The 17,701-nt window shown below is 65.3% G+C and carries 14 protein-coding genes and 1 pseudogene; 12 read left to right on the forward strand and 3 right to left on the reverse strand.

Annotated features, from left to right (window positions below; all coding sequences use genetic code 11):
* Positions 1–4: 4 nt before the first annotated feature.
* On the reverse strand, positions 5–586 hold the full coding sequence (gene msuE / locus RMET_RS25995; protein WP_029306532.1) for an FMN reductase: 582 nt from the start codon (positions 584–586) through the stop codon (positions 5–7).
* A gap of 973 nt (positions 587–1,559) precedes the next feature.
* On the opposite strand from msuE, the gene RMET_RS26000 reads away from it, so the two are divergent.
* Positions 1,560–1,988, forward strand: coding sequence for a hypothetical protein (locus RMET_RS26000; protein WP_011519485.1), 429 nt, complete (start codon positions 1,560–1,562; stop codon positions 1,986–1,988).
* Positions 1,989–2,105: 117 nt separating this feature from the next.
* On the opposite strand, the pseudogene RMET_RS32915 reads toward RMET_RS26000, so the two are convergent.
* A pseudogene (locus RMET_RS32915) lies at positions 2,106–2,735 on the reverse strand (sulfatase-like hydrolase/transferase); the annotation flags it as partial.
* Between the two features lie 325 nt (positions 2,736–3,060).
* On the opposite strand from RMET_RS32915, the gene RMET_RS26015 reads away from it, so the two are divergent.
* The 6 genes from RMET_RS26015 (at position 3,061) to RMET_RS26040 (ending at position 10,488) form a co-directional block, all read left to right on the forward strand.
* Positions 3,061–4,119, forward strand: a complete 1,059-nt coding sequence (locus RMET_RS26015) for a beta-keto acid cleavage family enzyme (protein WP_008652041.1) — start codon at positions 3,061–3,063, stop codon at positions 4,117–4,119.
* A gap of 637 nt (positions 4,120–4,756) precedes the next feature.
* Complete coding sequence (locus RMET_RS26020; protein ID WP_011519486.1) at positions 4,757–5,449, forward strand: DUF3348 domain-containing protein; 693 nt, start codon at positions 4,757–4,759, stop codon at positions 5,447–5,449.
* A gap of 9 nt (positions 5,450–5,458) precedes the next feature.
* Positions 5,459–8,554 (forward strand): DUF802 domain-containing protein, encoded by a 3,096-nt coding sequence (locus RMET_RS26025; protein ID WP_011519487.1) that lies wholly within the window; start codon positions 5,459–5,461, stop codon positions 8,552–8,554.
* Positions 8,551–9,204 carry an OmpA family protein gene (locus RMET_RS26030; RefSeq protein WP_011519488.1) on the forward strand — a complete coding sequence of 218 codons (654 nt, stop codon included), beginning with the start codon at positions 8,551–8,553 and terminating at the stop codon, positions 9,202–9,204. Before RMET_RS26025 ends, RMET_RS26030 begins: the two co-directional genes overlap by 4 nt.
* Entirely contained in the window at positions 9,197–9,895 is a 699-nt protein-coding gene (locus tag RMET_RS26035) for a DUF2894 domain-containing protein (RefSeq protein WP_011519489.1), read from the forward strand. Before RMET_RS26030 ends, RMET_RS26035 begins: the two co-directional genes overlap by 8 nt.
* A gap of 149 nt (positions 9,896–10,044) precedes the next feature.
* Complete coding sequence (locus RMET_RS26040) at positions 10,045–10,488, forward strand: cupin domain-containing protein (protein ID WP_011519490.1); 444 nt, start codon at positions 10,045–10,047, stop codon at positions 10,486–10,488.
* 42 nt (positions 10,489–10,530) lie between these two features.
* Here RMET_RS26040 and RMET_RS26045 read toward each other — a convergent pair whose 3' ends face one another.
* Positions 10,531–11,286, reverse strand: coding sequence for a helix-turn-helix domain-containing protein (locus RMET_RS26045; RefSeq protein ID WP_011519491.1), 756 nt, complete (start codon positions 11,284–11,286; stop codon positions 10,531–10,533).
* Positions 11,287–11,486: 200 nt separating this feature from the next.
* On the opposite strand from RMET_RS26045, the gene RMET_RS26050 reads away from it, so the two are divergent.
* From RMET_RS26050 to RMET_RS26070, 5 genes are all read left to right on the forward strand, one after another.
* The gene (locus RMET_RS26050) at positions 11,487–12,644 is read left to right on the forward strand and encodes an NAD(P)/FAD-dependent oxidoreductase (RefSeq protein WP_011519492.1); all 1,158 of its coding nucleotides are present in this window, start codon (positions 11,487–11,489) and stop codon (positions 12,642–12,644) included.
* A gap of 82 nt (positions 12,645–12,726) precedes the next feature.
* Positions 12,727–14,175 (forward strand): M81 family metallopeptidase, encoded by a 1,449-nt coding sequence (locus tag RMET_RS26055; protein ID WP_011519493.1) that lies wholly within the window; start codon positions 12,727–12,729, stop codon positions 14,173–14,175.
* A 77-nt stretch (positions 14,176–14,252) separates the two neighbouring features.
* Complete coding sequence (locus RMET_RS26060) at positions 14,253–15,836, forward strand: ABC transporter substrate-binding protein (protein WP_011519494.1); 1,584 nt, start codon at positions 14,253–14,255, stop codon at positions 15,834–15,836.
* A gap of 11 nt (positions 15,837–15,847) precedes the next feature.
* On the forward strand, positions 15,848–16,783 hold the full coding sequence (locus RMET_RS26065) for an ABC transporter permease (RefSeq protein WP_008642556.1): 936 nt from the start codon (positions 15,848–15,850) through the stop codon (positions 16,781–16,783).
* A gap of 6 nt (positions 16,784–16,789) precedes the next feature.
* On the forward strand, positions 16,790–17,689 hold the full coding sequence (locus tag RMET_RS26070; protein ID WP_011519495.1) for an ABC transporter permease: 900 nt from the start codon (positions 16,790–16,792) through the stop codon (positions 17,687–17,689).
* The last annotated feature ends 12 nt before the right edge of the window (positions 17,690–17,701 follow it).

Below are 17,701 nucleotides of genomic sequence, written 5' to 3' on the forward strand. Positions count from 1 at the left end.
TGCTTCAGGCCGCGACCACTTCCTCAACATTGGCGGATCTTGTATGGCGTGTCAGTTCGACCAACGGCAGTGCACGTTGGACCGCCAGTCTGGCCCGCTGGATCAGGGCCCCGTTCTGCAGACGGTAGTCGACGAAATCCTTGTCGGTCGCGTAGACGCCCAACGGCAAGGTACGTGCTTGGAAGAAGCTGAACAGCGGCCGCAACTGGTGGTCGATCATCAGGGCATGGCGTTCGCTGCCGCCAGTGGCAGCCAACAAGACTGGCTTGTCGATCAATGCATCCTGATCAATGAAGTCGAAGAAATGCTTGAACAGCCCCGTGTAGGAACCGCGGAAGACCGGTGTTGCCACCACTAGGACGTCAGCCTGCTCGACTGCCGCAAGTTCCCGCTCCACCGTGTCAGGCAGTTGAGAGCGCCAGACTGCACCGGCAAGCTGCGGCGCGAGCTGACCCACTTCGACCAGGCGCGGTTCGCACAGGACTTCTTCGGCGATCAGGTCCAACAGGTGCTCTGCCAGGGCAGCAGACTTGGAGGGACGTTGCAGCCCACCGGAGACCGCTACGACGCGGAGTGGAAGTGTCATTTTGGCGTTCATATGGATTAATCTGCGCGGCGCCGGGAAACCCGATGTGCACCGATGCCAGCACGTTGACTAAGCCAACAGTGCGCATTGACAGCAGGCCATCGTCGTTGCTCGCGCGGATCGTTTGGCCAAGGCGGCGCGTTGCTCGCCATTTGCTGCCATCCCGTCAAGGATGGTGCAAACCTGCTGCACGGTTTTGAGCATGCTTTGCCAATCCGCCACGTTGGAGATAAGGCAGCAAGCCACCGCTCAACGGCGAAACCTGCTTAAACGCCGGCGCAATCCGAGCTTGTGAATAATGGCCATGGGGCTCCGGTGAATGCGAACAAGCAGTAGGAGCGGATGCTAGCGATAGCCGCGCATGAAGTAAAATGGTTAAAACTCACACATCGATGAATACAATTCATATCGCCGATTGAACGCATCCACGTCGGCGACGTTTGGCAAGTCGCGCAACAAGAGGTGTTGACGGCCAAGATGGACGTGGTGCCCATGGACTGAGCGTGCGCGGCATCGCCAAACAGATCCTCCTGGGGGCACGCGAGGCGGACATCGCCAAAGTGGTCGAGTCCACCTCCCAGATGGAGGCGTCTGTCAGCACATCTCGACTTGGTCTTCGTGACGCCTGGGCCTGAGCAGCCCGTTGCTCCCCTAGGGCGGACCTTGCACAACGGCCTGCATCGGGCAACTACAAGCTACCGAGCCTCAGCCGGACCCAGGAGAGGTCTCGCGCATTCCCACCAGTGCGGGACTCGAACAGTTCCAAGCAGCGCCGCTTTTGGTCAGGACGTATCAACCACAGCGCGATTCGTCCGATCTTCCTCTGTCAGAGACTTTCACCCTTTACTCCTTGCGGGTTCGCGGGCGAACACTGTATATTTATACAGTTGTCGCCGCACCCCGGAAAAGCTGGCTCCTGCAGTCGAGCCCGAGCGGCGCCTGCTCTTTCTCTCCTCCACCTCGAAAGGCAATCATGTTCGTGGACCGCACCGAAATCATCAACGCCGCCAAGGCACTGCGCGCCAGCCAGGAAGAATCCAGGTACAGCAAGCTCGTCGCGCTCGCGAACAAGCAACTCAAGGCGATGCAAACGGCAATCCAGAAGGGCAAGGAAGAATTCGAGACCAAACTGGTACTCGACATCAACGAAGACAATCCGCAAGCAGCGCTGGAACCGCGCGCGCAACGGCTAGCCGAAGACCTCAGAGCGCAGGGCTATACCGCGACGGTGACCACGTTTGCCGAGGTCAGCACCGACCGCAAGAACTGGACGCCGAATATCACTGTCGCCATCGGACTGGGCGACTTGGTTTCCGAAGTCGACAGCAATATTGCGGCAAACACGATGACCGACGAGACCGAGGTCGCGCTGGCTGACGAAGCTGTCAGTGAAATGGCCTGACAGCAGGCGGACAATCCGAGATAAGGGACGGCATCACCGGGCTTTGCGCACGGTCGCGTGTTGTGATGGCTGTTCCTACAAGGGAAAGCTGCACGCGATCTTCCTGTGGCACATAGCGAGAAATGAGTTGCCGGCAGGTGGCTTCTGCACGATGCCATTGACCGTCTTCGGCATTGAAATGTGCGGCGCCTCGAGAATGGTTGGCATAACGTCCATCAGGTGAAGGAGCGCATCACGGGGCTTGTCGTCGGGATTGATCCGCGCCGGCCATGACACAACCGTCGGATTCCGCGATCCGCCCAAGTGCGGCACTACCTGTTTCCTCCACTGAAAAGGCGTGTTGCCTGCCCGGGCCCAGCCTATAGGGTAGTGCGGTTCCGATTCGGGGCCGCCCAGTTGCGCGACTCGTTACAGGTTGTCCTCAATCGGCGTTGGCACGCCGTTCAGTGACTTGGTCTCGTTGAACGTACCATCGGAGCCACCTTCGCCAGACGCGCCGTTGTCGCCGACAACGTAGATGATCAGTGTGTTGTCGGCATCCGGGAGTTGCTTGACCGCGTCAAGCAGTCGTCCAACTTCGCGGTCAGTGAAGGCGAAGTATCCGGCATAGTTCTCCATGAACGCGGCATAGAGTTTCTTCTGCTCAGCATTGAGGTTGTCCCATGTGGGCACCCAGTCCGGCCTTGGCGTCAGTTTTGTATCCGGGGGGACGATGCCCATCCTCACCTGACTCTGGAAGACCACCTCGCCGCCCTACCCTGGCGGCCGCTTTTATCCCGCCTGCTCGAGGGGAGTGCATTTCGCCTCGCGTCTTTACTTAGGGGTTCCGAGGGGGTGTCCCGGTTCGTTAAATCTATGTCCCCATATGACAAATGAACGGATTGATCTTCGCAAATAATGGCTGGGTTGGGGCCAGTCGGTATCGGTCTCGATTAAACCCGGCAGCGCTACCCCGAGCCTGTGGCAGTTCTTGATCGACAGGAGCACCAAGCCGGTACTTCCCGTACTTCATATTTGCTGGAAGTGGTAGCGCCAAAAGCCAAGCTCCACAATCTCTCTTCCCGGACCTGCCATGAACTTTCTTGACGGACACCTGTTCCCCGAAAACCAGCAACCGCTGATCATCACCGCTGCGCCTTATGCGCCCTCGTGGGTTCCGTCGGACTTTCCCGAGGAGATCCCTGTCACCATGGAGGAGCAAATCCAGAAAGCAGTGGATTGCTACAACGCCGGCGCCACCGTGCTGCACCTTCATGTGCGCGAACTCGACGGTAAGGGCTCCAAGCGTCTGTCCAAGTTCAATGAGCTTATCGCAGGCGTCCGCGCCCGCGTGCCGGAGATGATTATCCAGGTCGGCGGATCCATCAGTTTCGCTCCTGAAACCGAAGGCGCGGCAGCAAAGTGGCTCTCGGACGACACGCGCCACATGCTGGCCGAACTCGACCCCAAGCCCGACCAAGTGACGGTCACCGTCAATACGTCGCAGATGAACGTTCTCGAGCAGTTCGACCACCGCGACATCGTGGGCAGCTCGATGGAGGATCCCGCGGTCTTCAATGCGTACAAAGAGATGACCGTGCCGGCGCAGCCGGGCTGGGTGGAGGAGCACGTCCGCCGCCTGACCGCAGCGGGGATCCAGAGCGCCTTCCAGTGCTACAACGTCAACAGCTTCGAGTCCGTGGAGCGGCTGATGCGCCGCGGGATCTACAAAGGCCCGCTAGTCATGAACTGGGTGGCGATTGGCGGCGGCATGGACTCGCCGACCGTCTACAGCCTCGCCAACTTCATGCGCGGTGTGCCGGATGGCGCAGTCGTGACGGTGGAAAGCTCGGTACTCAACGTGCTGCCCGTCAACACCATCGGTATTGCAATGGGGCTGCATGTTCGCTGCGGCACGGAAGATAATCTCTGGAACCAGACGCGGACGAAGAAGATTGGCACCGCAGCACAGATCGAGCAACTGGTGCGCATCTCTCGCGAGCTGAGCCGCCCGATCGCTACCGCTAAGGAAGCGCGCGAAATGTGCAAGATCGGCGTGTTCTATGACACGGTAGAAGAATCGCTGGAGGCCAACGGGTTCGCACCCAATCGAAACGGTGGACGTCAAGGCTTCCTGCAGAAGGCTGCCTGATCAGGCTTCTGCTCTTCGGGCCTTAGTGCCCCTTCGAACGTCGATGTTTGCGCCGCCCTCTCAATTTGAGAGGGCGTTTTTCTTGGCTCATCGCCGGCTTCCGCAGAGGGCTGATGGCTGGCGGCTGAGTCGGGCCAGGAGCGGGAATTCGATGGTCCGCGCGCCAAAGGCGGCGTTGCCCCAATTTCAGCCACTAGTTGAAGGACCTGCACAAGACAGGACTGCCCGACCCGACCATCGTGGCTGGAGCCTATCCGATTGACGCGCGCCTCCATTGATTGCCACTTTCCAACAAGCAATATCGCGGGGCAGCTAGCTAATAACACCTAGACATCGGAGCGACGACGCTACTTCGCTCGGGAACGGCCGATGGTCTTTTCTGTTGCACGCACCGAAGGTTTCTGGTCGCCGAAAGCCGCCCTCGCCAACACGTTCTACAACACCCTTCACCCCCTCCCCAAGCACCCACTCAGGCCATGGCCCTCGATGCCACCCGCCCTCCAGGCGCTGCCCCCCAATCACCAAATCACCCATCACCGCAGCCACCACGCTGTGATAAATGGCAACCCGCCTCCCGGCGCCGCGTCCGCCATAGCCGCGACCGTGTAAACTCCCCCCTTTTTCCCATCCTGCCGACATGACGCAAGTGCCACAGCGCACGGGTTTCAGCGGCCCGAAACTGCTGCGCGTGCTGGCGCGCCTGACCGAGACCGACGCCGCTGGCGCCGTGCCGTCGCTGTCCGCCGTGATGAGCCGGTGGCTTGGCTGGACCGACGCCATCGCGCTATCGGCCGCGCTCAACGGCAGTCCGCCGGAAGTGCCGTCCGCCGCACCGGCGCGTCCGGGTAGCGAACGGGGTATCGGCGACGCCGCTGGCACTCATGTGCGCGCCATGCTGACCGCCGCGATTACCGGGCAAGGCATGTCGTCCGACAGCCGCCGCCGGATGCCGACGCGGACGGCCGCGCCCGATCCTGCCGAGGCCGACTTCGCGGTCCATCGCCAGCGCTATATCGCGTTGCAGCAGCAGATGGAACGCGAAATCGCCGGCCTGCGCGGGCGGCTGCGGGCCGCACTGGCGTCGCGCACGCCGCAGGCAGCCCGGCTGGCCATGCTGGATGCCGTCATGGAACAGGTACTTGGCGCGCGCGAGCAGGCAGTGCTTGCCGCAGTGCCGGGAATGCTGGAACCGCATTTCACGCGGCTGCGCGACGCCGAGGGCGCGTGGCTAAACGTATTTCGCAGGGACATGCAGAGCGTATTGCTGGCCGAGTTGGAAATCCGATTCCAGCCCGTGGACGCCCTGCTCGCCGCCCTGCGCGAAATCTGATCGAACCATATGAACAGACACCTCACACCGCTCGTCGCGCCACTCGTCGTCTTCCTGGCTGGCCTCGCCGTCGTCGGCTGGGTCGGCGCCGGCTATGCGGGCACGAATGCGCTGGCGCTGGCCGTCACGCTGCTCATTGGCGGGTTTTACGTAGGCGGCGCGTTCGAACTGCGCCGCTACCGCCAGGCCACAGCCACCCTGCCCGTCGCGCTTGCCAACCTGGCCGCGCCGCCGACCAGCCTCGGCGTGTGGCTCGACAGCCTGCATCCCAGCCTGCGCAATGCGGTACGCCTGCGCGTGGAGGGCGAGCGCGTTGCGCTTCCTGGCCCGTCGATGACGCCGTATCTGGTCGGCCTGCTGGTGCTGCTGGGGATGCTCGGCACCTTCCTCGGCATGGTCGGCACGCTACGCAGCACTGGCGTCGCACTGGAAAGCGCCGCCGACCTGCAGGCGATCCGCGCCTCGCTGGCAGCCCCGGTCAAGGGTCTTGGCTTCGCCTTCGGGACGTCTGTGGCTGGCGTAGCCACCTCGGCCATGCTCGGGTTGCTTTCGACGCTTGCCCGCCGCGAGCGCGTGCAAGCGGCGCAGATGCTGGACGAGCGCATCGCCACCACGTTGCGCACGCATTCGCGCCATCACCAGCACGATACGGTATTCGCCCTGCTGCAACGCCAGACCGAACTGATGCCCACGCTGGTAGATCGACTGGAAACCATGGCCACGACGATGGCCCGCCAGAACGAAGCCCTCGGCGAGCGCCTGTCGGCCAGCCAGGATGCCTTCCACACGCGGACCGAAGCGGCCTACGCGCGGCTGGCCGATACCGTGGGGCAGTCGCTGAAGGAAGGCATCGCGGACAGCGCCCGGGCCGCCAGCACGGCAATCCAGCCAGCCGTGGACACCACCATGACCGGCCTCGCCCGCGAAGCCGCCACCATGCGCGACACCGTCACGCAGACCGTGCGACAGCATCTGGACGACCTCTCCACCCGCTTCGGCGCCACCACTACCGCCGTGGCCGAGACCTGGCGTCAGGCGCTCGCCGAACACCAGCAGGTGAACGCCTCCCTGACGTCGGACCTGCGCGCATCGCTTGATGGCTTCGGCGAAACCTTCGCGCAACGCTCGACGGCACTGGTCGACGGCATGAGCACGCGCCTCGACACAGCCGCCGCCGACGCCGCCAGGACGTGGGATACCGCGCTGTCGCGCCTCGAACATACGGGCGAATCGCTCGCCAGCGCCAACCGCCAGGCGATGGCCGACGCCTCGGCTGCCTTCGCGCAGCACGCCGCCGACGTCGCCGGGACAGTCAACCAGTCGCACGCCAACTTGCAATCGCAATTGGCGGCACAGGAAACGGAGCGCCAGACGGCGCTAGCCGAACGCGATGAAGCGCGGCTTGCCGCGTGGCGCGACACGCTGGCAGCCATGGCCGCCACCATGCGCGACGAATGGCAACGGGCCAGCACGCAATCGGCCGCCGACCAGCAGGCCGTTCGCGACGCCCTGGCGCAAAGCGCGCGCGACATCGCCACGCACGCCGAGGCTCACGCGACCGGCACGCTTGCCGAGATCGACCGCCTGCTACAGACCACGACCACGCAGCAAGCGGAACTGGCCGCACGTGACGAACAGCGCCTCGCCACATGGCGCGACACGCTGGCGACTATGGCCGCCACGATGCGCGACGAGTGGCAACAGGCCAGCTCGCAATCGGCTGCCCATCAGCAGGATGTCCGCGACGCCCTGACGCAAAGCGCCCGCGATATTGCCACGCACGCCGAGGCTCACGCGACCGGCACGCTTGCCGAGATCGACCGCCTGCTACAGACCACGACCACGCAGCAAGCGGAACTGGCCGCACGTGACGAACAGCGACTCGCCACATGGCGCGACACGCTGGCAGCCATGGCCGCCACGATGCGCGACGAGTGGCAACAGGCCAGCTCGCAATCTGCGACCCACCAACAGGCCGTTCGTGACGCCCTGGCGCAAAGCGCGCGCGACATCGCCACGCACGCCCAGGCTCACACCACCGGCACGCTTGCCGAAATCGACCGTCTTCTGCAAACCACAACCACGCAGCAAGCGGAACTGGCCGCACGTGACGAACAGCGACTCGCCACATGGCGCGACACGCTGGCAGCCATGGCCGCCACGATGCGCGATGAATGGCAACAGGCCAGTTCGCAATCGGCCGCCCATCAGCAGGATGTCCGCGATGCCCTGACGCAAAGCGCGCACGACATCGCCGCTCACGCGCAGACGCACGCCTCCGGCACGGTTGCCGAGATCGACCGCCTGTTGCAGGCCGCATCCACACTGCAAGCGGAACTGGCCTCGCGCGACGAACAGCGCCTTGCCGCATGGCGTGACACGCTGGCAACCATGGCAGCTACCATGCGCGACGAATGGCAGCAGGCGAGCACGCAATCGGCCGAGCATCAGCGGGAGATCCGCGACGCCCTCGCCCGGACCGCCAGTGACATCGCCACACACACGCAGGAGCAGGCCAACGGCACCATCGCCGAAGTGGCTCGCCTGGCGCAGATCGCAACTGAAGCACCCAAGGCCGCCACCGACGTCATCGCCGAACTGCGCCAGAAGCTCACAGACGGCATGGCACGCGACAACGCAATGCTCGAGGAGCGTGGGCGTCTGCTCGAAACGCTTGGCACGCTGCTCGATGCCGTGAATCACGCCTCCACCGAGCAACGTGCGGCCGTGGATGGGCTCGTCACGACCACGGCGGACCTGCTGGAGCGCGTCGGCACGCGCTTCACCGAGCAGGTGGCGCAGGAGACCGGCAAGCTGGATGGCATCGCGGCACAGGTCACGGGTAGCGCCGTCGAAGTGGCAAGCCTGGGCGAAGCCTTTGGCATGGCGGTGCAGGTGTTCAGCGCATCGAATGACAAGCTGGCGGAGCACCTCACCCGTATCGAGTCCGCGCTCGACAAGTCCATGATGCGTAGCGACGAGCAGTTGGCTTACTACGTGGCGCAGGCCCGCGAGGTGGTGGACCTGAGCATGCTGTCGCAGAAGCAGATCCTGGAGAACCTGCAGCAGTTCTCCGCGCAGCAAGCCGGAGCCGAGGCGGCATGACGGACGATTTCGACGCCGGCGCGGAGCCCACCGTCCCGGCCTGGGCGGTGTTCGGTGACCTGATGTCGGTCATGCTGGGCGCCTTCGTGCTGGTGCTGCTGGGTGTGATCGGCGTGCAGATGGAACTGTCGGCACGGCTCGAGAACGAGGTTAAGCAGCGGCAGGAGGAACTGAAACGCCGCCAGACACTGGAGGAAGCGCTCGCCGGGCCGCTGGCGGCTGGCCGGGTCACGCTCAAGGACGGACGCATCGGCATCAGCGGCAATGTGCTGTTCGCGCTAAATTCCGACCAGTTGCAGCCGGAAGGCCGCGCGTTGCTCAAGAGCCTTGCCGCGCCGCTGTCGGCCTATCTGGGCGCGCGCGACGAGATCCTGATGGTGAGCGGTTTCACCGACGACCAGCAGGTCAGGGAAGGCAACCGGCGATTTGCCGACAACCTGGAACTGTCGGCTCAGCGAGCGCTGACCGTAACCCGCGCGCTGATCGAAGCGGGCCTGCCCCCGGCTTCGATCTTCTCGGCGGCATTCGGCTCGCAGCAGCCGGTCGCGTCGAATGCCACGGAGGAAAGCCGTGCAAAGAACCGACGCGTGGAAATCGCGCCAGTGCCGAGGGTATCTGCCGGGGCCGGGGCCACGAAACCCCATGCATAACGACGGCCCGCACGACCCCCTTACCCTGCTCGACGGCTGGCGCGACAGCGGCGCAGACCGTGCGGACCCCGTCCGCTTTCGCTTTATCGAGACGATGGCGCAACGCGCGTCCGGCTATAGCGGCGAAGCGGGCCGTCTGCTCGATGCACGGGTAGCCAGGCTGGTGGCGGAGTATGGAGCGATGCTGGCGCGTGACGCCGGCGCTTCGGACGAGGTGGCGTCGCCAGAGGCACAGTCGCAACCGCACAGTGCTCTCGCGGAACTCGCGGCGCTGAGGGAGCGCCTCGGGCAGCATACGCAGCCAGCCACTGGGGCCATCACCAGCCACACCCACGCTAACGCTAACGCTCAGGCTCAGGCTCACACGCCCAACGCCCTCATCCCGCAGCGAGCCGCCCCCGTCGAACCGGCACTGGCCGACTACTTCCGCGACACCTGGGCCCGCGTCAGTGTCGACCGGCAAATGCGCCAGTCGCAGGCGGGTGTGCCCGAGAACGCCGGGCCGCTGAATACGAACCATCTGGTGCATCGGTCACTGTCACTGATGCGCGAGGTGTCGCCCGGGTATCTCGAACAGTTCCTGTCGTATGTCGATGCGCTGTCGTGGCTGGAGGGGATGCACCCCATCTCGCTGGTACCCGAACGCAAGGCGCGCGCCAAATCGGGCAAGACGGGAAGCGGCATTGTCTGAAAGGGCCGGCGCGCAAGGCGTAGGCTTTGCGTAGCGGCAATCACCATGGCTCCGTCTGTGCGCAACCGCACGGTGCAATACCGCGACACGCGCATAGTCACCCTCGCAGTACCGAGTCATCCGATTCCTGACCGACTGGGTAGCGAGCCATGAAACCAGAGCCATTTGTAGTGACGCCGGACGCGTACGCACGCCCGCTCAACGTCGTGGGCGAGAAAATCACGGTGCTGGCCTCAAGTGCCGCCACGCAGGGCTACGAGGTATTCCTGCAGCATGGCGAGGAAGGCAGTGGGCCGCCGCCGCATAGCCACGACTGGGACGAATCGTTCTACGTCACCAGGGGCAGTGTCGAGATCGGCTATGACGATCAGGTCTTCGTGGCACCGGCCGGCACGTTCGTCCATATTCCGGCTGGCACGACGCACTCGTTCCGCTTCGGTACCGGCGGGGGCGAGATGATCTCTGTCACCAGCCACGGCGGCAATGCGTCGCATCTCTTCTCGCGCATCGATGAAACGGTACCTCCGGGCCCGCCCGATCTGGAAAAGCTTCATGCGGTGGCGCAGGAGTGCGGCGTGACGATTCCGGGTTGACAGGCCGAGGCCGCGTGATCGCGCGGCAGCCGCATCAATGGATCAACGCTTGATCTTGACCGCCCGTTTCGCGACGGTGCCTGCACGTTTGCCGCTGACGGCCTTTGCGCCCGGCGCGGCCACCGCTCTCCGCTCCTTGACCTTGCTTGACACCGCTGCCGGCAGCGCCTGAGCGGAGCGCATCTGCTGGCTCTCGCTGGTGGTCACGCCAATGGTACGTGCCAGTTGCCGGCTGACGCTGATATAGGCGTGTCCCAGCCGGGCATCGAAGTACAAGGAATCCCCGCGTGCCAGTCGCACGAACTCGCCATTCGCGAAGTGCACCTCGACTTCGCCGCTCAGCACATAGATGAATTCCTCGCCGGGGTGGCTGGCAAAGACCTCCGGGCCCGTGATGTGCCGCGCGTGGACGGTGGCCACCGTCGGGCTCATCTGTTTGCCGGCCGCCTCGGTACAGAGAAACTCATAGGCGATCGACTGGCCGGTATAGACCACGCCCTGATTGGCGCGCGTGACGATGGGCCCCTGGAATGGCGCCGCAGTCTCCCCCGCTCCGGCGAACATCTCGCCCATGTCCATCTGCAGCGCTTTGCCGATGGCCGCGAAGTTGTCGTAGCCGAGCGCAAGCTGGCCACGCTCCGCGCGCGAGATGGTGGTGATGGATACGCCGGACAGCTCGGCAAGGTGAGCCAGCGTCCAGCCGAGCGCCTTGCGCGCGCCGCGCAGGCGCTTGCCGAAGGTCTCCCGGTCCAGCGTGCGCGACGGGTCCACGTGCGCCGAGGCATTAGTCTCTTTCAAGCCAGGATCCTTTCGTGATGACGTGTTGTTGAGCCCGGCACATCCCCCACGTAGGGGTATGCCCTTGGCATCCGCAATTTATCCGATAATTTGCGTATCCGCAATTTGCGTATTCGCAAATTCTTGAATACACTCGCTGGACCCATGAGCCTGCGCCCCGCCTTGCGCCGGCGTGCAACGTCCCCAAGCACCCCTTGCCAATGACTGCAACCACGGCCCCACTCCGCTCTGACTTTCTGGTAATCGGCGCAGGTATCGCTGGCGCCTCCGTCGCGTACTGGCTCGCGCCGCACGGCAGCGTCACCGTGCTGGAGCGGGAAAGCCAGCCGGGCTATCACTCCACCGGCCGATCCGCCGCGCTGTTCATGGAAAGCTACGGCACGCCTCAGGTGCGCGCGCTGACGATGGCCAGCCACGCCTTTCTCGCAAATCCGCCGCAGGGCTTTGCCACGCATCCGCTGCTGACGCCGCGCGGCGCGCTGATGGTTGCCGCGCCCGGGCAGCAGGCCCTGCTCGACGAACACTGGGAAATCCTGCGCGCGATGGCGCCAGAGGCCGAACTGCTGACCGCGCAGCAGGCTTGCGAACGTGTGCCCGTGCTGCGTCCGGAGATGGTGATCGGCGCGGTCTACGAGCCCGGCGCGGCCGACATGGATGTCCATGCGATCCATCAAGGCTACCTGCGTGGCATACGTCAGGCCGGTGGCAAGCTGGTCTGCGACGCGGAGGTCCGCGCCATCGCGCGTCATGGCGATGTCTGGCGCGTGGAAGCGGGACAAGCCGTCTACGAAGCGCCGGTCGTGCTGAATGCCGCCGGTGCGTGGGCCGACGTGATCGCGCGCCAGGCCGGCGTCTCCCCGCTTGGCTTGCAGCCCTGCCGGCGTTCGGCCTTTGTTTTCCAGCCGCCCGCCGGCGTCGACAGCCATGGCTGGCCCATGGTGCACAGTGCCGACGAGTCCTGGTACATCAAGCCCGACGCTGGCATGTTGCTCGGCTCTCCGGCCAATGCCGACCCGGTCGAGCCGCAAGACGTGCAGCCCGAGGAACTGGATATCGCGATGGCGATCCACCGCATCGAGGAAGCCACCACGCTGACGATCCGCCATCCCGCCCGTACCTGGGCCGGCCTGCGCTCCTTCGTGGCGGACGGCGACCTGGTCGGTGGCTTCGACGATCGCGCGCCCGGCTTCTTCTGGGTGGCTGCGCAGGGTGGCTATGGCATCCAGACGTCCGCGGCCATGGGCGAGACCTGCGCCGCGCTGGCGCGTGGCCTGCCTGTGCCCGCGCACGCCGCGTCCTTCGGGCTGACCGCCGAAATGCTGGGGCCCGCGCGGTTGCGCCGCGCTGCGGCCTCATAGCAGCGGGCCCGGCATCCACGGGCCACGCGCAGAAGAAACGAAAGCACAACGACAGGTACAACAACGACTCCAGGAGACAGCCGTGCGTGTGTTCAGCGCTTCCCTCGCCACCGAGACCAATACTTTCGCACCGATGCCGACCGGGCTCGCATCGTTTCGCGACCGTGGTTACTTCCCGGCCGGCCAGCATCCGGACCAGATGACCTTCTTTTCCGGACCGCTGTGGGCCGCGCGCCTGCGCGGCAAGGAGCGCGGCTGGACGTTGCTGGAAGGCATGGTTGCCGGCGCCCAGCCCAGCGGCACCACCACGCGGCACGCCTATGAAACGCTGCGCGAGGAACTGCTGGCCGATCTGCGCGCGGCGCTGCCGGTGGACATGGTGCTGCTCGGCCTGCACGGCGCCATGGTCGCCGATGGCTACGACGACTGCGAAGGCGACCTGCTGCAACGGGTGCGCGCCATTGTCGGCCCCGATGTGGTGATTGGCGCGGAACTCGATCCGCACTGCCACCTGTCGCCCGCCATGACCACGCATGCCGACCTTCTGATCGCCTTCAAGGAGTACCCGCACACAGACGTGCTCGAACGCGCGATCGAACTGGTCGACCTGTGCGCGGCCAAGGTGGAGGGCAAGATCCGTCCGGTACCGGCGGTGGTCGACTGCGGCATGATCGTCACGGTGCATACGTCGCGCCAGCCTGCGCGTGGCTTCGTCGACCGCATCCAGGCACTGGAAGGCCACAACGGCGTCCTGTCGATCTCGATCGCGCACGGATTCTCCTGGGGCGACGTACCCGAGATGGGCACCAGGGTACTGGTCTACACGGACGGCGACGCTACCGCGGCCCAGACGCTCGCACGCCGGCTGGCCGATGAACTGATCGACATGCGCGAGGCGCTCGACGTGCCGTACCCCCGCATCGACGCCGCGCTGGACGAGGCACTGGCCTTTGACGGTGGCCCGGTGGTGCTGGCGGATGGCGCCGACAACCCGGGCGGTGGCGCGGCGGGCGATTCCACCTTCATCCTGCGTCGCATGATCGAACGTGGCATCGTCAATGCGGCCATCGGCCCGATGTGGGACCCAATCGCGGCACGCATCGCGTTCGAGGCCGGCGTGGGCGCGCGCCTGCCGCTGCGCATCGGCGGCAAGATCAGCCCGCTCTCCGGCGAGCCGCTGGATCTGGATTGCACAGTCAAGGCGCTGATGCCCGACATGGTGATGACCGGCCTGGCCAACGCTCCCATGCAGATGGGCGACAGTGCGCTCGTGGAGGCCAACGGCATCGACATCGTTCTGATCACGCTGCGCAACCAGGCCATGGGAACCGATCTCTTTACCCAGCTTGGCTGCGACCTCGCCGCAAAGAAGATCATCGTGGTCAAGTCGTCGCAGCATTTCTACGCGTCCTTCGCGAAGATCGCGCGCCACGTGATCTATGCCGGAGCGCCGGGTGCGGTGACGCTGGACCTGCGTACCCTGCCCTACCGCAAGGTTCACCGCCCGAAGTGGCCCCTCGATCCCGCCTGATTCGCGGGACGCAGAGACTCCAATACCAAGACACCTGACAAGCATCAGGACAAAGCAAGACAAGGAGGAGACAAGACATGCAACACCGACCGCTCGCCACTCTCGTCATGGGTGCCCTGTTGCTGGCCGGCACCAGCCTGCCGGCGCAGGCGCAGGCACCCGCCAGGACGCTGAAGATCGTGCCGCACGCCGACCTGAAGATCCTCGACCCGACCTTCACCACGGCCTACATCACGCGCAACTTCGGCTATATGGTCTATGACACGCTGTTCGCGCAGGACGCGACCGGCAAGCCGCAACCGCAGATGGTGGAGAAGTACACCAGCAGCAAGGACGGCAAACAGTGGAGCTTCACGCTGCGTCCCGGCCTGAAGTTCTCCGATGGCAACGCCGTGACCGCCGCGGACGCAGTGGCATCGTTGCAGCGCTGGGGCGCGCGCGACAGCCTGGGACGCTCGATGGGCGAGGCCGGCGCCGAGTGGAAGGTCGTCGACGCACGCACCTTCACGCTGACGCTACAGCAGCCCTTTGGGCTGGTGCTGGAAGCGCTGGCCAAGCCCTCCGGCTTTCCACCGGTGATCCTGCCCGAACGCCTGGCCAAGCAACCGGCCACCGCGCCGCTGAACGAAGTGGTGGGTTCCGGTCCCTATCTGTTCAAGCGCGACGAATGGGTGCCGGGCAACAAGGCCGTGTTCGTGCGCAACCCCAACTACACGGGCCGCCGCGAAGCACCAAGCGGTCTGGCCGGCAACAAGACCAGCCACTTCGATCGCATCGAATGGCTGTACCTCCCCGACGCCAACAGCGCGGTCGCCGCCCTCAAGCGCGGCGAGGTGGACCTGATCGAGCAGTTGCCACCGGACTACATCACGCCGCTGCGTTCCGACAACAGCCTCAAGGTCGGCTCTGGCGGCACCTACCAGGGAATGCTGGTGATGAACCAGTTGCACCCGCCCTTCAACAATCCGAAGGTACGCCAGGCCCTGCTGCAGGCGGTCAGCCAGGAGCGCTTCACCGCGGCCATGGGCTTCCCGCTGGACATGCGCATGAACTACTGCGCCACGTACTTCATTTGCGGCAGCCCCAACGACACGGCCGCCGGCGCCGAACCCTTCCGCAAACCGGACGTCGCCAAGGCCAAGCAGATGCTTGCGGCCTCGGGCTACAAGGGTGAAAAGGTGGTGTTGCTGGTGCCCACCGACATCACCGCGCTGAACGCCGAGGCGCTGATGGCCGCGCAGACCATGCGCAGCATCGGCATCAACGTCGACATGCAGAACATGGACTGGGCCTCGATCGGCGCGCGACGTGCCAAGCGTGACGCGCCGGATGCCGGTGGCTGGAACATGTATGTGACCGTGGCAGGCGAGTTCGACGTCAACACCCCGGTTACCAATGCCTACCTCAGCGCCGCCTGCGGCAACAGCCTGCCGGGCTGGCCGTGCGACAAGCCGCTGGATGAATTGCGCAGCGCGTGGGTGCGCGAGATGGTGCCGGCCAAGCGGCGCGATCTGCTCGATGCCTTCCAGAAGCGCGCCTATGAAGCGGTGCCGTACGTGAACACCGGGCAGTACTCGTCCGCGTTCGCCGCGCGGGCCAACCTGAAGGGCCTGGACAAGCTGTGGGGCGGCGTACCCACGGTCTGGGCGCTTGACCGCTGAGCGAGCCTGCCATGGGTTACCTGATCCGCCGCCTGCTGGCCACGCTGCCGGTGATGGCCGTGGTGGCCATCGTGGTCTTCCTGCTGATCCACCTGTCGCCGGGCGACCCGGCGGCACTGATCGCGGGCGACCTTGCCACTGTCGAGGACATCGCGCGCCTGCGTGCCACGCTTGGCCTCGACCAGCCGCTGTGGCAACAGTTCGGGCTCTGGGCCGGACGGCTCGCCAGCGGAGACCTGGGCACCTCCATCTTCACGCAGATGCCGGTGACCGAGCTGCTGGCCCAGCGGCTGGAGCCGACGCTGTCAATCGCCGCGCTGACCATGCTGCTGACGCTGCTGGTATCGGTGCCGCTGGGCACGCTGGCGGCCTATCGCGCGGGTAGCTGGATCGACCGGCTGGTGATGCTGTTCGCCGTGCTGGCGTTCTCGCTCCCGGTATTCCTTGTGGGCTACCTGCTGGTCTATGCGTTCGCGATCCAGTTGCCGTGGTTTCCGGTGCAGGGCTATGCCCGGCTGGCCGATGGCGCCGGGGGCTGGCTACGTAGCCTGGTGCTGCCGTGCGTCAACCTGGCGTTGGTGTACATCGCCCTGATCACCCGCATGACGCGCGCCACGGTGCTGGAAGTGCTGCACGAAGACTACATCCGCACCGCCCGCGCCAAGGGGCTCGGTGTGCTGCCGGTGCTCGGCCATGCGCTGCGCAACGCGGCCATCCCGATTGCGACCACGGTCGGCACCGGCATCGCGCTGCTGATCGGCGGCGTGGTGGTGACCGAGACCGTGTTCGCGATTCCAGGCGTCGGCCGGCTGGTGGTGGATTCGGTGCAACGCCACGACTACCCGGTCATCCAGAGCGTGCTGCTGCTCTCGGCAGGTGCCTATGTGCTGATCAACCTGATGATCGACCTCAGCTACCGGCTGTTCGATCCCCGCATCAAATACTGAGCCGCCATGACCGCTACCCTGCCCTCGCGCCAGGACGCCGCCGCACGGCCGGCGGACGACGACGCGCCGTTCGTGCTGCCCCGCTGGTACTGGGCGCGCAAGCATCCCACCCTCGTCATTGGCGCCGTGCTCCTGCTGGCCGTTGCCGCGCTGGCGATCGCCGCGCCGTGGATCTCGCCGTTCGACCCGCAGGACATTGACCCGCTGGCGCGTATGCAGCCGCCTTCCGCCGAACACTGGTTCGGCACCGATGCGCTGGGCCGCGACGTGTTCAGCCGCGCGGTCTGGGGCGGCCGCGTGTCGATGATCGTCGCCCTCTCGGTCGGCCTGCTATCCACCGTGCTGGGCGTCAGCATCGGCCTGACCGCCGGCTTCGTGCGCTGGACCGACGGCTTTCTCATGCGCGTGATGGACGGGCTGATGGCCATCCCGGGCATCCTGCTGGCGATCGCGCTGATGGCACTGACCCAGGCCAGCCTGGGTGCGGTGATCGTCGCCATCACCGTCCCCGAGGTGCCGCGCGTGGTGCGGCTGGTTCGCTCGATGGCGCTGACCCTGCGCGAGCAACTGTACGTCGAAGCCGCGCACGCGGTTGGCACGCGGCTGCCGGTGATCCTGCTGCGCCACGTGCTGCCCAACATGGTCGCGCCGCTGATCGTGCAGGCCACCTTTGTCGCGGCAGCGGCCGTTCTGACCGAGGCGGCGCTGTCCTTCCTCGGCGTGGGCGTGCCGGCGCAGACGCCAAGCTGGGGCAACATCATGGCCGAGGGCCGCAACTTCGTTGCCGTGGCTTTCCACATCCTGCTGTATCCCGGCCTGCTGCTGGCCGCCACCGTGCTCGCTATCAACCTGCTCGGCGACGGCCTGCGCGATGCGCTCGATCCGCGCCTGGCGCGCCAACTCTGAGATGGGAACTGC

The sequence above is a fragment of the Cupriavidus metallidurans CH34 genome (genome assembly GCF_000196015.1).
Lineage (GTDB): Bacteria > Pseudomonadota > Gammaproteobacteria > Burkholderiales > Burkholderiaceae > Cupriavidus > Cupriavidus metallidurans.

What these genes read in the sequence shown, in the direction of transcription:
- msuE (WP_029306532.1), bottom strand. Translation starts at nt 586, where the DNA reads ATGACACTTCCACTCCGCGTCGTAGCGGTCTCCGGTGGGCTGCAACGT.
- RMET_RS26000 (WP_011519485.1), top strand. Translation starts at nt 1,560, where the DNA reads ATGTTCGTGGACCGCACCGAAATCATCAACGCCGCCAAGGCACTGCGC.
- RMET_RS26015 (WP_008652041.1), top strand. Translation starts at nt 3,061, where the DNA reads ATGAACTTTCTTGACGGACACCTGTTCCCCGAAAACCAGCAACCGCTG.
- RMET_RS26020 (WP_011519486.1), top strand. Translation starts at nt 4,757, where the DNA reads ATGACGCAAGTGCCACAGCGCACGGGTTTCAGCGGCCCGAAACTGCTG.
- RMET_RS26025 (WP_011519487.1), top strand. Translation starts at nt 5,459, where the DNA reads ATGAACAGACACCTCACACCGCTCGTCGCGCCACTCGTCGTCTTCCTG.
- RMET_RS26030 (WP_011519488.1), top strand. Translation starts at nt 8,551, where the DNA reads ATGACGGACGATTTCGACGCCGGCGCGGAGCCCACCGTCCCGGCCTGG.
- RMET_RS26035 (WP_011519489.1), top strand. Translation starts at nt 9,197, where the DNA reads ATGCATAACGACGGCCCGCACGACCCCCTTACCCTGCTCGACGGCTGG.
- RMET_RS26040 (WP_011519490.1), top strand. Translation starts at nt 10,045, where the DNA reads ATGAAACCAGAGCCATTTGTAGTGACGCCGGACGCGTACGCACGCCCG.
- RMET_RS26050 (WP_011519492.1), top strand. Translation starts at nt 11,487, where the DNA reads ATGACTGCAACCACGGCCCCACTCCGCTCTGACTTTCTGGTAATCGGC.
- RMET_RS26060 (WP_011519494.1), top strand. Translation starts at nt 14,253, where the DNA reads ATGCAACACCGACCGCTCGCCACTCTCGTCATGGGTGCCCTGTTGCTG.
- RMET_RS26065 (WP_008642556.1), top strand. Translation starts at nt 15,848, where the DNA reads ATGGGTTACCTGATCCGCCGCCTGCTGGCCACGCTGCCGGTGATGGCC.
- RMET_RS26070 (WP_011519495.1), top strand. Translation starts at nt 16,790, where the DNA reads ATGACCGCTACCCTGCCCTCGCGCCAGGACGCCGCCGCACGGCCGGCG.